Here is a 15261-nt window from a genome sequence, read left to right on the forward strand (position 1 = left end):
CCAAGCAGAGGCTTATTTTGCGTTTTGGAGCGAAGCGACAGCAAAATAAGTCCTGCTGCCTTGGTTTGTTAGGCATTTTTGATTCAAAGCCCATAGAAGCCTTTAACCGCATTTTTTATTACGTCAGTTGCCACTGAAATACCCACCTTCCAAGTACCATCTTCTGCTTTCTTAAGATTACTAAGAAGCCATTGCTTAGCTTTACTACCTAGTGGCTCATCTTTTGACTCTGGTGATTCAGCCTTAACAATTTCGGACAATTCTTTAGCCGATTCTTGTGATATACCTGATTCTTCGAGTGTTTTTTCAAATGTTTCAGAGTTACCCTGAATAGCTTTTACTTCAATATGAGCGCTATCCCCTGAATTAGAAATTTCAGTATAATTTCCATAAATAGTTTGATTGATAATTTTAGACACTTCACCCTCATCAATATTCTCCATACCTTCCGGCACCAATACAATTTCAGCAGCAGCTGGTACAGATTTTTCTAACTCAATAGTTAATTCCAGCGCTCTACTTTTTACTTCGTTTTGAATTTGAACCAATGAACTTCTAGAAATTGATCCTCGGATATCATTACATGCATAGTCTTCATATATCTTACCTTGCAATAGTAATATTAAATTAGAGCAATCTAACCCAAGTGATCCAGGTTCTTGGGCGCTCTTAACTAAATCATCAATTGCTGCAATGCCTTGCCTGACTCTATGATTACTCCAATGTTCACCTGCATGTTGCTCTACAAGTGCAGTTGGGATAGGTGCATTATTAATTCCTGAACCAAAAGCACCACTAAAGGTACCTTTAAAGGACACACCTATAACTCTGTAATCTGGCAAATCGACATCGTTTGGATAGCCTGACATTTCATGTTTTACCCAATCACTCAGAATATCACTACCTAACCTTGCCGCGAGTAATCGTAGCTTTAATAGAACACCACCTAAGTTTGGTTCATCAGATATGAGTGATGCTTGAATTTCTCTCAAAAGGCTCAATATTTCCTCCTAGATGCCTAACGCCCTGTTAACAGGCACAAAATAGTTGGTTAAAATTAGCGACGAAGGAGCAAAACCAACTGTTTTTTGTCCTTGTTGAACAGCTTGTTATGACAACAGTTGCATATATGGAAATTTAGCGTGTGAAGATCCTGTTCTTTGATTGATTTTAAAGAACGGCTGTACTCCATGAATTTTATCTACGTCAGCGTTTTTCGGTTCTTTATGAGGGAATTTCACGACAAAAGATAACTTATCCTTTGAAATCAACCCTGTAGGTTTACTGTACTCGTTGGGTAGTATACTGTTGCCAACATTAATTTGGCTATTAAAAAAATCAAGAATAGGCTGAAAATTGACTCTTTCAGGTTTACTTCCTTTAAAGAATATACGATTCAAATGAAATATACACAAAGATACAAAACCTAATGAATAGCGTAAGAAAAAATCATATGATATCGCTGTACTCGCCCCGAGATATTCTTCATGAATTTTGGGGCATGGCCCTTGTAAGTCATTTTTACCAATTATGTTTGAAAAATAAAACCCCTCAACTTGACGCCCTTTATGATCAGTAACAGTTAAGTAACAAATGGTATGAGTGTCATGCTTTATTACATTAGCCATATCACGTATCATTTTATGTGATTTACTTGTGCTGTCCTTAAACTGCGTATAGAATTTAGAAGTGTTATCTTTTAACCATATATCAGCATTTCTATTATCTATTTCAGAAGGCTCTGTAAGCCCTTTCATAACAAGGAGTAGGCGATCATAAAAAGAGTCAAGCTCACATATATAGTTACATATAGCCTTCTCTTTAAATTCATCTAAAGCATGACTTTTTTTCCTTTCAATAAATTGACCTAAAGCGACATTCAGTTTTTCTATCGACATTTTAAATGTATCAGCAGGATGCCTAATCTTATGTTGTTCATGATAAGTACTTTTAATTTCCAAAAGGTTATTATATAGCTTTAAACCAGATTTCTGTGAAACTCGAAGCTCCATACTTTCCCCATGTTGTCATAACAACTTTATCAGAGGACACTTTCCTCTTTTTATGAGCAATGTATGTCCTCTTAATTATTTTTAATATTAATAACAAATCCTGTAACACATTGCCAGCTTTAAACTTTAAGTCAGGCTGTTCTTTTATTAAAATGTAAAAAAGAGGAAAATGTCCTCATTTCTTGACTTAGGAGGAAAAACGTCAATACTGTATATAATTACAGTTAATTGAGATTTAAAATGAAAACTAAATCCCCTTTTCTTAATAGTATTATCAACTATATGTATAGCCATCACTACGCTAAAAAATCTATTGAAACTTATGTATTTTGGATTACTGCCTATATCCATTTTCATAATAAGCGGCACCCTACCAGTATGGGCAATAATGAAGTTGAAATATTTTTAAATCACTTAACAGTCACTAAAAAAGTGGCAGCGAGAACACAAGCAACCGCTTTAAATGCACTTGCTTTTTTATATAAACATATTATAAAGAATGAGCTCTCATTAGATTTAAATTTCGTTAAAAGTAACCGCCAACAGAAACTTCCTGTCGTACTTACACAAACTGAGGTATCGCTATTTTTTAGAAATATAAATAAACGACATTATTTGATAGCAAGCCTGCTATATGGAAGTGGTTTACGGCTGATGGAAGCAGTAAAAATAAGAGTTCAAGATATTGACTTCGACTATAAAAACATACGCATTTGGAACGGTAAGGGTAATAAAGCTACGCACTTGCTGCAAAGCGGCGCTGATATACGCACAGTACAAACTTAGTTAGACTACAGTGACATACGTACTATGCACATAATTCCCGCTGTATTGAATTAGTGAACAATTATAGCGATAGATAAATAGCTCAGTAACAAGGCAAATACTTAGTTATATAGTTTATCTATATGAGAAGTTTTTAACGCAGTTAATGAGTTATTTAGAACGCTAAAATGTTCAACGTTTTAATTCAGCGGGTATCCTACCCATGTACTACAACAAGGTGCTAACGGGGTTGTTAGCCCTTTTTCAAGATTATAAACCTCCCCTATTGAAAACAAAAAAGCACAACTCGTTTGAGCTGTGCTTCCAATAATTAAATGAGAGCTGACAAATTACAAACGAATACCGCCGTCTATTTCAACCACGCGGCCGGTAAAAAAGTCGTTTTCAATTATGTATTGTGCAGTATGGGCAATTTCGTCGCTTTCGCCTAAGCGCCCTACGGGCGTTACAGCGAGCATACGTTGTTTGGCTTCGGGTTTCATGGCATCGGTCATGGCGGTGCTTATTACACCTGGTGCAATAGCGCCTACGCGTATACCAAAGCGGCCAAGCTCTTTAGCCCATGTGGTGGTAAGTGCCACTACGCCAGCTTTTGATGCTGCGTAGTTTGTTTGGCCTATGTTACCTGCGCGCGCGACGCTCGACATATTAACGATTACGCCGCCTTTGCCTGATTCAATCATTTGGCTTGCAGCTTCTCGCCCTGCTAAAAATACGCCTGTCAGGTTTACATCAATTACTGATTGAAATTGCTCTAGGGACATTTTTTTTACCACTTTGCCGTCTTTAGCTTTAATAAACATGCCGTCGCGTAAAATACCGGCGTTGTTTATAAGCACACCAATGTGGCCAAAATCACTATTAATGGTATTAAATACGTTTTCTACTTCGCTCTCAACAGTTACGTTTGCGGCATAACCTTCAATGTTGCCTGTGACACCTTCAAGCTGTGTGAGTTGCTCGCATGCTGTATTAAGAAGCTCTTGCGCCATATCTATTAAAGCAATGTTAGCGCCCATAAGGGCAAACTTTTGCGCCATTGCAAAGCCTAAGCCTTGTGCGCCACCGGTTATAACTACCATGTTATTTTTAATTTCCACGCCTTGCTCCTACTTAGAAAACAGTTTAAAAATGGCACTAAAATCATCACTGCCTGAACCTTGGTGCTGCAGCATAGTGTATAAGTTTTTAGCCATTGACCCCATTGGGGTTGATGAATTACTTTGCTGCGCGGCTTCCATGGCAAGGCCTAAATCTTTAGCCATTAAATCGACCATAAAGCCCGGTTTATAATCGTTACTTGCAGGGGCTGTATCCATTACACCTGGGCATGGGTTATAAAGTTCTAGCGTCCAGTTACGGCCAGAACTTGCGGTCATTATGTCGCTAAGTACTTTAGGGTCTAAGCCATTATTAATACCCATTTGCAGTGCTTCGCTGGTACCTGCCATTAAAATGCTAAGTAGCATGTTGTTACATATTTTGGCAACTTGCCCTGCGCCAATATCGCCTGCATGAAATATGTTTTTACCCATATCACTGAGTATTGGCTGTGCTGTATTAAACGCAGCTTCACTACCACCAACTATAAACGTAAGCGTGCCAGCCGCTGCGCCTGCAACGCCGCCCGATACTGGTGCATCTACAAAGCTAATGCCCTGCACGCCAAGTGCGCTACCAACTACTCGGGCTGATTCTGCATCTATTGTTGAGCAATCAATAACTAGGGTGTTTTTGCTCAGCACATTAATCAAGCCGCTGTCGTCGTTATTACCTAAGTAAAGCGATTTAACATGTTTGCCTGCTGGTAACATACTAATAAGTATATCGGCATTGGTTGCACATGCTTTTGCATTTTCAGCTGCGTGTGCACCTTTGCTTACAAGTTCATTTAAGACCGACTGGTTTAAATCGAATGCCGTAACACTGTGGCCGGCTTTAATTAAGTTAGCCGCCATAGGGCCGCCCATATTACCTAAGCCGATAAAACCAATATTGAGTTTAGTCATCGTCTTTCCTTTATGTGTGTGATGGCGTGTGTAAGCCATTGAGTGGGTGATTTTCGCCAAAGCGATTAGCAAAAAAGCTCTCTATTATTGTTTGTGGTACATCGCTCAGTGTTTTGTATTGCCAATTTGGCGCGCCGTCTTTATCTATTAATAGCGCCCTTACGCCTTCTTGAAATTCACCAACTTCGCCAGCGCGTACTGACATACCCAGCTCCATTTTAAAACACGCTAATAAGCTTTTGCCTTTACTGGCTTTTAATTGCTCACTAACCAGTGCACAACTTAGTGGGCAGCCATGCTTGAGTGACTTTTGGGCGCGTTGCAGCCATTTATCGTCAGTAGTTAGGCCTAAAATATAATCAACTTGTTCTTGTAGCGTATTAAATTCAGCTAATTTTTGAATGGTTGCTAAATTAGCTTTAATATTACCTTTGGGCATTCGCGCAGATTGGTTATCTAAATCGGTTAATAATTTTGTTAAACGCTCATGATTTAAGCTTGCAGTTTTGCCCCACTTAGCAGCTAAAATTTGCGCTAGCATGGCATCGTACTTTGTGCTGTCGATAAAGTGATCGGCAAGCGATACAAAGCGTGCATCTTCACAATTAATAGAAGCCGACGTTAGCCCTAAAAATAGCCCTACACTGTGTGGCATTTTATGTAAAAAGTAACTGCCGCCTACATCTGGGTATAAGCCTATGGTTTGCTCTGGCATGGCAATACGCGATGTTTCGGTTACTACGCGGTGGCTAGCACCTGCCATTAGACCTAAACCGCCACCCATTACTATGCCGTTACCCCAAACTAGAAATGGTTTATCAAAGGTATGAATAAGGTAATCAAGCTGGTACTCAAGGGTAAAAAACTCTTCAACTAGGCTTGTGGGTTTACCTTGCGCCATTGCATGATGCAGGATTACTACATCACCACCGGCGCAAAAGGCTTTATCCCCTGCGCCTTTTAACAATACCATTGCAACTGCATCATCGCTTTGCCAAGCGCGCAGATGCGGCTCTAGTAATTTGATCATGTCAAAATTAAGTGCGTTTAATGATTTTGGTACGTTGAGTGTAATAACCCCAATTAAGCTGCCGTTTGCTGCACTTGCCGTTTCAAATAGCACGGGGTCGCCTGCATTATTTAATAACGTTAAATTACTCATTAGCCATTTACCCAATTTGCGCGGCGTTTTTCTAAAAAGGCATTAACGCCCTCTTGTTGATCTTGTGTATCAAACAAACCAACAAACAATTCACGTTCAAGTGGTAATATACTTGCCATTGGTTGGTGTCGCCCTTTTTGAATTAGTGTTTTACATACAGCTACCGAGCTTGGGCTTTGCTCGCTTACTTGGTTGGCAAGTGTTAACGCCGCAGCAAAGCTTTCACCTTGTGGTACTACTTCTTCTACTAAGCCAATTTGCAGGGCTTTATCAGCTTTTAAGCGCTCGCCGCATAAAATCATGCGCTTTGCCCAGCCTTCACCTACAAGCCATGCTAAATTTTGCGTGCCACCCGCGCATGGTAATAAGCCCACTTTTGCCTCTGGCAGTGCCATTTGTGCTTGCTCTTCTGCTATGCGTATATCACATGCAAGCGCCACTTCTAGCCCGCCACCCATGGCATAACCATTAATGGCCGCAACCGACACCCCTGTAAAATTAGTTAGTGCTTCAAATGCTTCACCAAATACACGCGACATATCAGCGGCAACGCCTTTATCGCCACTGGCAAATACGTTTAAATCGGCACCGGCGCTAAAAAACTTCTCGCCTTCGCCGGTAAGTACTAAGGCATATATATTTTTGTTGTTATTAAGCTCGTTAACTTTGTTTTTTAAATCTATTAAGGTGTCTTTTGTCCAGGTATTAGCTGGCGGGTTAGACATAGTTAAAATTGCAACATGGCCTTCGGTTGTTAGCTCAATACTCGGATTAGATTTAGACTCTGACATAACTTGCTCCTTATAAAACGTCGCTTGCAGATTCAGCTAAAATACGGCGCGCTATAATTACGCGCATAATTTCGTTTGTGCCTTCTAAAATTTGATGAACGCGCACATCACGTACATGGCGCTCAAGCGGGTATTCTTTTATGTAACCGTAACCACCATGAATTTGCAGTGCCTCGTTACACACGGTAAAGCCAACATCGGTCGCAAAACGTTTAGCCATGGCGCAGTAAGTCGTTTTTTCGCAATCACCGGTATCAAGTTTAAATGCCGCAAGCCTTACCATTTGGCGCGCAGCGACAAGTTCGGTATTCATATCTGCAATTTTAAATTGCAAAGCCTGAAACGCAGCCAGTGGCTTACCAAATTGAGTGCGCTCTTTTAAGTACTCTTTTGCCGTGTTTAGCGCGGCTTGTGCTGTACCAATTGAGCACGTTGCAATATTTATGCGCCCGCCATCTAAGCCTTGCATTGCAAATTTAAAGCCTTCACCTTCTCTACCTAATAAGTTGTGCGCAGGTATACGCACATCTTCAAAACTAATTAAGCGTGTTGGTTGTGCGTTCCAACCCATTTTTTCTTCTGCTTTGCCGTACTCAACACCTTTAGCATCGGCCGGGACTACAAATGCCGAAATACCCGCAGCGCCTTCGCCACCGGTACGTGCCATTACCACTAATACTTCAGTTTCGCCCGCGCCCGATATAAACATTTTTGAGCCGTTAATAACGTACTCATTACCCTCAAGTACGGCTTTTGTTTTTAGTGATGCCGCATCTGAGCCCGAGCCTGGCTCTGTTAAACAATAAGAGGCAAGTAGTTCCCCCATTACTAATTGTTCTACGTATGTGTCTTTAACTGCGTCGGTTCCAAAACTTGCCACCATCCAGGTCGCCATATTATGTATGGTTAACATGGCCGTTGTAGCAGTACAACCCATAGCAAGCTGCTCAAATATAATGCTTGAATCTAAACGTGATAAACCAAGGCCGCCGGCTTCTTCTGGCGTGTATAAACCGCAAAAGCCAAGCTCACCCGCTGCTTTAATTGTATCTTTAGGAAAAATATGCTCGCGATCCCACTTTGCTGCATGTGGGGCAAGCTCTGATTCGGCAAATTGGCGTGCTGTTTCTACAAAGGCGTGTTGATCTTCTGATAAGTTAAAGTCCATGGTAGACCTCTTTAATTGTGTGTTGTTAGTGTGCCCTATTGGGATAGGTGTGAAGAGCGGCAAAGGCTGATGTGTGTGTTCTAGTTGCTTGTCAGCGAGTTTAGCCTTTGCGCTCTTCTTTATTATTATTTTTGAGTGTGTTTATTTTAAATTAATGCTCATGTTTGGACCTGAAGCAATGTCGTCTTCAAACCAACGTGAGGTAATGGTTTTAGTTTCTGTGTAAAAACGTATACCTTGCTTACCGTAGGTGTGCGTATCGCCGTAAAACGAGCCTTTCCAACCTGTAAACGAGAAAAACGGCAGCGGCACCGGAATAGGTACATTAATACCCACTTGCCCGACTTCTATTTCGTGTTGGAATTTACGAGCAACAGCACCGCTTGAGGTAAATAGTGATGTACCGTTACCGTATGGGCTGTCGTTAATAAGGGCAATTGCCTCATCTAGCGTATCTACAAACATACAGGCAAGCACAGGACCAAAAATTTCTTCTTTGTATAAATCCATCTCTTTTGTAACGTCGGTAAATAGCGTTGGGCCAACCCAGTTACCTTGCTCATAGCCTTTTACTGTAAAGTTTGAGCCGTCTATTAAACAAGTGGCGCCTTGCTCTTTACCGCTTGCTATAAGCGATAAAATACGCTCTTTTGCGGCTTTTGATGTTTGTGGGCCGTAGGCTGCGTCTTTATCATCCCACACGCCTGGGCGTACGTTTTCAAAGCCTGCTTTTATTTCATCTACCCACTCACTTGCTTGGCCTACAAACACAGCAACCGAAATACCCATACAGCGCTGGCCTGCGGCACCAACCGATGCGCCAACAAGGTTATTTACAACATGCGATTTACTCGCATCTGGCATAATAACCATGTGGTTTTTAGCACCTACACACGCTTGCACGCGTTTAAGGTTTTGTGTGCCTTTAGAATAAATATACGCACCTACGCCACACGAACCTACAAACGAAATTGCACGTACTGCTTTATCTTCTAGTAGGCGGTCTACTTGTGGTTTTGTACCGTGTACAACTTGTAAAACACCTTTTGGGGCGCCAGCTTCAATAAATAGCTCAGCTAAGCGCATAGGTGTAAGTGGGTCTTGCTCAGACGGTTTTAAAATAAAGGTGTTACCACATACAATAGCCAGCGGAAACATCCAAAGTGGGATCATCGCCGGAAAGTTAAACGGAGTAACGCCTGCACAAACGCCAAGGGGCTGCATGTAAGAGTAAGTATCTATTTTACGGGCAACGTTTTCCATTGTTTCGCCCATCATTAATGACGGTGCATTTGCAGCTTGTTCTACTACTTCAATACCGCGCCACACATCGCCTTTTGCGTCTTCAAACGTTTTACCTAGTTCGTGGCAAATAATGGTTGCAAGCTCATCATGGTGCTCTTTTAATAGCGTCGCGTATTTCATCATAATGCGGGCACGCTCTGTAATGGGCACGTCTTTCCACGTTTTAAATGTTTCTGAGGCCGAGGCAATAGCTGCATCCATTTCTGAGTCGGTAGTACATGGAACTTGTGCAAGCACTTCTTGGTTTGCTGGGTTAATTACATCAATAAGCTCGTTTGAAGCCGACTGAACAAATTCGCCATTTATAAGTAGTGGAACTTGGTGCATGTGTAAATCCTGTTGTTAGTGTGTTCTTTTAAAAAATGGCACCGTTTTGTTATTAGTATGAGTACGGTGCATTTTAGTTGCTGTTAGTTAATTAACTGCTTTGTTAGTAAGCCTCTACAGCCATGGCTACGGCTTCGCCGCCACCAATACATAAAGACGCAATTCCTTTTTTAAGGCCTCGGTTTTTAAGTGCGTGAATAAGCGTGACTAAAATTCTCGCGCCGCTGGCACCAATTGGGTGGCCAAGTGCACACGCGCCACCGTTTACGTTTACTTTGCTCTCATCAAGTTTTAATTCGTTAATAGCAAGCATGGTAACCATTGCAAAGGCTTCGTTAATTTCCCACAGGTCTACATCAGCGGTAGTCCAACCTGCTTTTTCAAGCACGCTGTTCATTGCGCCCACAGGTGCTACTGTAAATTCACTTGGTTTTTGAGAGTGCGTGCTGTGCGCTACAATTTTACAAAGCGGTGTTAAGCCTTGCGCTTTTGCTTTTGATTCGCTCATTAATATAAGCGCTGCGCCACCATCAGAAATTGACGATGAATTAGCCGCAGTAATGGTGCCGTCTTTTTTAAAGGCAGCACGCAGGCTTGGTATTTTTTCTGGGCGGGCATTACCGGGTTGCTCATCAACCGATACGGTTACATCGCCTTTACGGGTTTTGATGGTGTGCGGCGCAATTTCGTTCTCAAAGCTGCCGTTTTCAATTGCTGTATTAGCTTTACTTAACGAGCCCAGGGCAAACTCATCCATTTGCTCACGGCCAATGCCGTACTCATCGGCGGTGTATTGTGCAAAACAGCCCATTGCTTTGTTATCGTAAGCATCTTCTAGGCCGTCGCTCATCATGTGATCTTTAATTTCACCGTGGCCCATTCGCATACCACCACGCGCCTTAGGTATAAAGTAAGGTGCATTACTCATGCTTTCCATACCGCCGGCAATTGCGCTGCTAATTGAGCCCGCTTTAATTAAGTCGTTTGCTAGCATGGCTGCTTTTAAACCAGAACCACATACTTTATTAATGGTAGTGGCACCGGTACCCAGAGCAAGGCCTGCTTTTAACATGGCTTGGCGAGCAGGCGCTTGTCCAAGGCCTGCTGGCAAAACACAGCCCATAATTACTTCATCTATTGCATCATTAGCTAAACCAGTTTGTGCCAGTGCACTTGCAATGGCGGTAGCGCCAAGCTCGGTAGATTGTGCATCGGTTAATGCGCCCATAAAGCCGCCCATAGGCGTACGCTTAGCTGCTACAATTACCACTGATTCTAAAGTCATAACTAACTCCGTTGTATTTTTATGCAAATAGTTGTTAGAATATTTGCTCTATTAATTTAGTATTCATTTATTATTTAATACCCATACACAATACTAACGTTTACGCTAACGTCAACTAAAAAACGCTTAATTTTTAGTTTTAAAAGTGTAAGGTTTATTTTCCAGTAGCACGGTTAATCAACACAAATAAAAATAAGCCACTGAATATTAATAATTAAATTTAACATTTCACGCCAACACTCCTTTATAAATAGTTTCATACCACACTGGGCTTTACCTTTACGTAAACTTCACTTATATTGGAGTTATTCGAATGAGGTAAACACAACTATGAAACCAGATAACCAAACAAACTTCGCAAGTTCAGCCAACGTACCTGGCAGTAACGAACAAACCTTTAGCATTAGCGATTTAGCTAAAGAGTTTGATATTACTACCCGCTCTATTCGTTTTTACGAAGACCAAGGCTTAGTAAGCCCAGAGCGTAACGGCCAAACCCGTATTTATTCAAAGCGCGACAAAGTTCGCTTAAAGCTTATATTACGCGGTAAACGCCTAGGCTTTACCCTTGCTGAAACAGGCCGTTTGTTTGAGCTGTACGACGCCGATAAATCAAGCGCTAAACAGCTGGTGACTATGCTCGATTTAATAGCTGAGAAAAAAGCCGACCTTTCTCAACAAATGGACGACATAAAAGTTGTGCTTATGGAATTAGTGACAGCGGAGCGCCGCTGCAGAGACACACTCAATAAAATAGACGAGTAGCCTATTTTAATAATAAAAACACACTGACAACACACACTCACACAGGAATGAATCATGAGCACTATTTCACTTTATAAAGAGATGAACTTTGGCCTAGGCGAAACCGCCGATATGATCCGCGACCATGTAAATAGCTTTGCAAGCCAAGAAATTGCGCCACTGGCTGAGCAAACTGATATTGATAATGCGTTTCCTAATCAGCTTTGGCCGCAAATGGGCGAAATGGGTGTACTTGGTATGACCGTTTCTGAAGACTTTGGCGGTGCAGGCTTAGGTTACTTAGAGCATGTAATTGCAATGGAAGAAATTAGCCGCGCTAGTGCCTCAATTGGCTTAAGCTATGGTGCGCATTCAAACTTGTGTGTAAATCAAATTAACCGTAACGGTAACCAAGCACAAAAAGAAAAATACCTACCAAAACTTATTAGCGGCGAACACATTGGTGCCCTTGCCATGAGCGAGCCAAACGCAGGCTCTGACGTGGTATCGATGAAACTTAAAGCAGAGAAAAAAGGCGATAAGTACATTTTAAATGGTAATAAAATGTGGATCACCAATGGCCCCGACGCACACACCTTTGTTATTTACGCTAAAACAGATTTAAACGCCGGCGCTAAAGGCATTACCGCTTTTATTGTACAAAGCAGCTTTGCTGGTTTTTCTACTGCGCAAAAGCTCGACAAGCTGGGCATGCGCGGCTCAAACACCTGTGAGCTAGTATTTGAAAACTGCGAAGTGCCAGAAGAAAACATTTTAGGTAACTTAAACGAAGGCGCTAAAGTACTTATGAGTGGCCTTGATTACGAACGCGTAGTACTTGCAGCGGGCCCGCTTGGCATAATGCAAGCGTGTATGGATATAGTTGTGCCGTACATTCATGAGCGTAAACAGTTTGACACCCCTATTGGTCAATTTCAGCTAATTCAAGGCAAAGTGGCCGACATGTATACGCAAATGAATGCAGCGCGCTCATACGTTTATACTGTTGCAAAAGCCTGCGACCGCGGCGAAACCACCCGTAAAGATGCCGCTGGTGCCATTTTATATGCCGCTGAACTTGCCACTAAAATGGCGCTAGATGCCATTCAAATTTTAGGTGGGAACGGCTACATAAACGAATACGCCACAGGGCGCTTACTACGTGATGCCAAATTATACGAAATTGGCGCTGGTACATCAGAAATTCGCCGCATGCTAATTGGCCGCGAACTATTCACCGAAAGCCGTTAAGGATTAAACTATGACGATATTAAAATCGAGCGTTAATCCTCACGATCCTACTTTTGTGCAAAATCACAAAAACATGGCGGCTTTAGTTGATGATTTACAAAGCAAAGTGGCCACCATTAGCTTAGGCGGTGGTGCTGCATTAAAGGAGCGCCACGAAGGCCGGGGTAAATTATTTGTACGCGACCGCATTAGCACTTTATTAGATGAAGGCTCACCGTTTTTAGAAATTTCGCAATTTGCAGCCTTTGGTGTGTACGAACAAGAAATTGCATGCGCAGGTGTAGTGGCAGGTATTGGCCGAGTTAAAGGCATTGAGTGCATGATCATCGCAAACGATGCCACTGTAAAAGGCGGTACGTACTTTCCGCTTACTGTTAAAAAGCATTTACGCGCACAAGACATAGCTGAGCGCTGCCACTTACCATGTATTTATTTAGTTGATTCGGGCGGTGCTAACCTGCCTGAGCAAGACGATGTATTTCCTGATAAATTGCATTTTGGGCGCATCTTTTACAATCAAGCCCGTATGTCGGGTAAAGGCATTCCTCAAATTGCTGTGGTAATGGGTTTGTGTACCGCAGGTGGCGCATACGTACCCGCAATGGCCGATGAAAGCATAATTGTAAAAGAGCAAGGCACTATATTTTTAGCAGGCCCGCCGCTTGTAAAAGCAGCCACAGGTGAAGTAGTAAGCGCTGAAGAACTTGGCGGCGCCGATGTGCATTGTAAAACATCAGGGGTTGCCGATCACTTTGCTGAGAATGATGCCCATGCGCTGTCTATTGCGCGCCAATGTATTGAGCGTATTAACTACACGCGCCCTACAGCGCCGTTACTTAAACAAGAGCTAGAGGATATTAAACCGCCACGTTACGATATAAACGAGCTTTACGGCATTGTAGGCACCGACCTTAAAAAGCCGTTTGATGTACGCGAAGTAATAGCGCGCACAGTGGACGACTCATCATTTGATGAATTTAAACGTTACTTTGGTGAAACGCTCGTCACCGGTTTTGCCAGCATTTATGGCAACCCGGTTGGCATAGTGGCTAATAACGGCATTTTATTTAGTGAGTCGGCGCAAAAAGGCGCGCATTTTATTCAACTATGTGCACAGCGCAATATTCCTTTAGTGTTTTTACAAAATATTACCGGCTTTATGGTAGGTAAAAAATACGAAGCTGAAGGCATAGCAAAGCACGGCGCTAAAATGGTAATGGCGGTTTCGTGTGCTGATGTGCCTAAATTTACGGTGCTAATTGGTGGCTCTTACGGCGCGGGTAACTATGGTATGTGTGGCCGCGCATTTGAACCAACCATGATGTGGATGTGGCCCAATGCCCGTATTTCAGTAATGGGCGGTGAGCAAGCCGCAGGTGTAATGGCTCAAGTTAAGCAAGATGGTTTAGCACGTAAAGGCCATAGCATGAGCGAGCAAGAAGTTAGCGATTTTAAAAAGCCAATTATTGATCAATACGAAGAGCAAGGCCATCCGTATTACGCAAGCGCGCGCTTGTGGGACGACGGCATTATTGACCCTGCCGATACGCGTAACGTATTAGGCCTTGCCTTAAGTGCAGCTAAAAATGCACCACAGCAAGACTCTAAGTTTGGCGTATTTAGAATGTAACCGGAGCGCAAAAATGTCAGTAACACTACAAATAACAAAATCTAATGTGGCTGTACTTGTTTTAAGCCGAGTTGAAAAACGTAACGCATTTAATAGTGAAGTAATACACGAGCTGATTCAGTGCATAGAGCATGCAAATACGCTGGATATTCGCGCTTTAGTTTTAAAAACTGAAGGAAAGCATTTTTCTGCAGGTGCCGATTTAGCCTGGATGAAATCAATGGCTGATAACAATTACGCCGATAACCTTGCCGACTCTATGCAACTCGCTAAATTAATGCAGGTGTTAGCGACCTCCCCTCATCCAACCATATGTGCTGTACAAGGCGCTGCGTTTGGCGGCGCATTAGGCTTAATTGCTTGCTGCGATATTGCCCTAAGTAAAGATGACGCTCAGTTTTGCTTAAGTGAAGTAAAATTAGGACTTATCCCTGCGGTAATTAGCCCCTATGTCATTAAAGCCATTGGTGAGCGCGCTGCGCGCCGCTACTTTTTAACCGCCGAGGTGTTTGATGCCCACACAGCAAAACAACTTGGTTTGGTTCATCAGGTAACCGGTAATTTAGATTGTGCGCTTGATAACATGCTGCAAACATTAATCGATAACGGCCCTGTGGCTGTAAAAGCCGCTAAATCATTAATAAATGATGTAGCAAATAAGCAAATTAACGATGAACTTATTGAGCTCACGGCCGAACGTATTGCAAAAATTCGTGTATCTGATGAAGGCCAGGAAGGGCTAAGTGCCTTTTTTGATAAACGCCCTCCCGCTTGGCAACTGTAGGATTAAC

At 42.4% G+C, this 15261-nt stretch carries 14 protein-coding genes; 5 read left to right on the forward strand and 9 right to left on the reverse strand.

Annotated elements, in window-relative coordinates; genetic code table 11:
• Positions 1–83: 83 nt before the first annotated feature.
• Both J8L71_RS08145 and J8L71_RS08150 read right to left on the reverse strand, forming a co-directional pair.
• Positions 84–1001: a hypothetical protein gene (locus tag J8L71_RS08145; RefSeq protein ID WP_211000100.1), complete on the reverse strand. Its 918-nt coding sequence runs from the start codon at positions 999–1001 to the stop codon at positions 84–86.
• A 108-nt stretch (positions 1002–1109) separates the two neighbouring features.
• Positions 1110–2012 carry a hypothetical protein gene (locus J8L71_RS08150; protein ID WP_211000101.1) on the reverse strand — a complete coding sequence of 301 codons (903 nt, stop codon included), beginning with the start codon at positions 2010–2012 and terminating at the stop codon, positions 1110–1112.
• A gap of 240 nt (positions 2013–2252) precedes the next feature.
• Between J8L71_RS08150 and J8L71_RS08155 the strand changes: the two genes are divergently transcribed.
• Positions 2253–2798 (forward strand): phage integrase N-terminal SAM-like domain-containing protein, encoded by a 546-nt coding sequence (locus J8L71_RS08155; protein WP_211000102.1) that lies wholly within the window; start codon positions 2253–2255, stop codon positions 2796–2798.
• Between the two features lie 329 nt (positions 2799–3127).
• Here J8L71_RS08155 and J8L71_RS08160 read toward each other — a convergent pair whose 3' ends face one another.
• From J8L71_RS08160 to J8L71_RS08190, 7 genes are all read right to left on the reverse strand, one after another.
• Positions 3128–3898 (reverse strand): SDR family oxidoreductase, encoded by a 771-nt coding sequence (locus J8L71_RS08160; RefSeq protein ID WP_211000103.1) that lies wholly within the window; start codon positions 3896–3898, stop codon positions 3128–3130.
• A 9-nt stretch (positions 3899–3907) separates the two neighbouring features.
• Positions 3908–4807 (reverse strand): 3-hydroxyisobutyrate dehydrogenase, encoded by a 900-nt coding sequence (mmsB, locus tag J8L71_RS08165; protein WP_211000104.1) that lies wholly within the window; start codon positions 4805–4807, stop codon positions 3908–3910.
• A 10-nt stretch (positions 4808–4817) separates the two neighbouring features.
• The gene (locus J8L71_RS08170; RefSeq protein ID WP_211000105.1) at positions 4818–5969 is read right to left on the reverse strand and encodes an enoyl-CoA hydratase/isomerase family protein; all 1152 of its coding nucleotides are present in this window, start codon (positions 5967–5969) and stop codon (positions 4818–4820) included.
• Positions 5969–6760 (reverse strand): enoyl-CoA hydratase, encoded by a 792-nt coding sequence (locus J8L71_RS08175; RefSeq protein WP_211000106.1) that lies wholly within the window; start codon positions 6758–6760, stop codon positions 5969–5971. Before J8L71_RS08175 ends, J8L71_RS08170 begins: the two co-directional genes overlap by 1 nt.
• Before the next feature lie 10 nt (positions 6761–6770).
• On the reverse strand, positions 6771–7928 hold the full coding sequence (locus tag J8L71_RS08180) for an acyl-CoA dehydrogenase family protein (RefSeq protein ID WP_211000107.1): 1158 nt from the start codon (positions 7926–7928) through the stop codon (positions 6771–6773).
• Positions 7929–8069: 141 nt separating this feature from the next.
• A complete protein-coding gene (locus J8L71_RS08185; RefSeq protein WP_211000108.1) occupies positions 8070–9560 on the reverse strand; it encodes a CoA-acylating methylmalonate-semialdehyde dehydrogenase in 1491 nt (496 codons plus the stop codon).
• A 103-nt stretch (positions 9561–9663) separates the two neighbouring features.
• Positions 9664–10845: an acetyl-CoA C-acyltransferase gene (locus J8L71_RS08190; protein WP_211000109.1), complete on the reverse strand. Its 1182-nt coding sequence runs from the start codon at positions 10843–10845 to the stop codon at positions 9664–9666.
• Positions 10846–11175: 330 nt separating this feature from the next.
• Between J8L71_RS08190 and J8L71_RS08195 the strand changes: the two genes are divergently transcribed.
• From J8L71_RS08195 to J8L71_RS08210, 4 genes are read left to right on the forward strand one after another with little or no spacing between them, the layout of a single operon-like run.
• Positions 11176–11610, forward strand: a complete 435-nt coding sequence (locus J8L71_RS08195; protein ID WP_089347611.1) for a MerR family DNA-binding transcriptional regulator — start codon at positions 11176–11178, stop codon at positions 11608–11610.
• A gap of 54 nt (positions 11611–11664) precedes the next feature.
• Positions 11665–12840, forward strand: coding sequence for an isovaleryl-CoA dehydrogenase (locus J8L71_RS08200; protein ID WP_211000110.1), 1176 nt, complete (start codon positions 11665–11667; stop codon positions 12838–12840).
• Positions 12841–12850: 10 nt separating this feature from the next.
• Positions 12851–14470, forward strand: coding sequence for a carboxyl transferase domain-containing protein (locus J8L71_RS08205; protein ID WP_211000111.1), 1620 nt, complete (start codon positions 12851–12853; stop codon positions 14468–14470).
• 13 nt (positions 14471–14483) lie between these two features.
• Positions 14484–15254 carry an enoyl-CoA hydratase/isomerase family protein gene (locus tag J8L71_RS08210; RefSeq protein ID WP_211000112.1) on the forward strand — a complete coding sequence of 257 codons (771 nt, stop codon included), beginning with the start codon at positions 14484–14486 and terminating at the stop codon, positions 15252–15254.
• The last annotated feature ends 7 nt before the right edge of the window (positions 15255–15261 follow it).

The sequence above is a fragment of the Pseudoalteromonas sp. MMG007 genome (genome assembly GCF_018100985.1).
Lineage (GTDB): Bacteria > Pseudomonadota > Gammaproteobacteria > Enterobacterales > Alteromonadaceae > Pseudoalteromonas.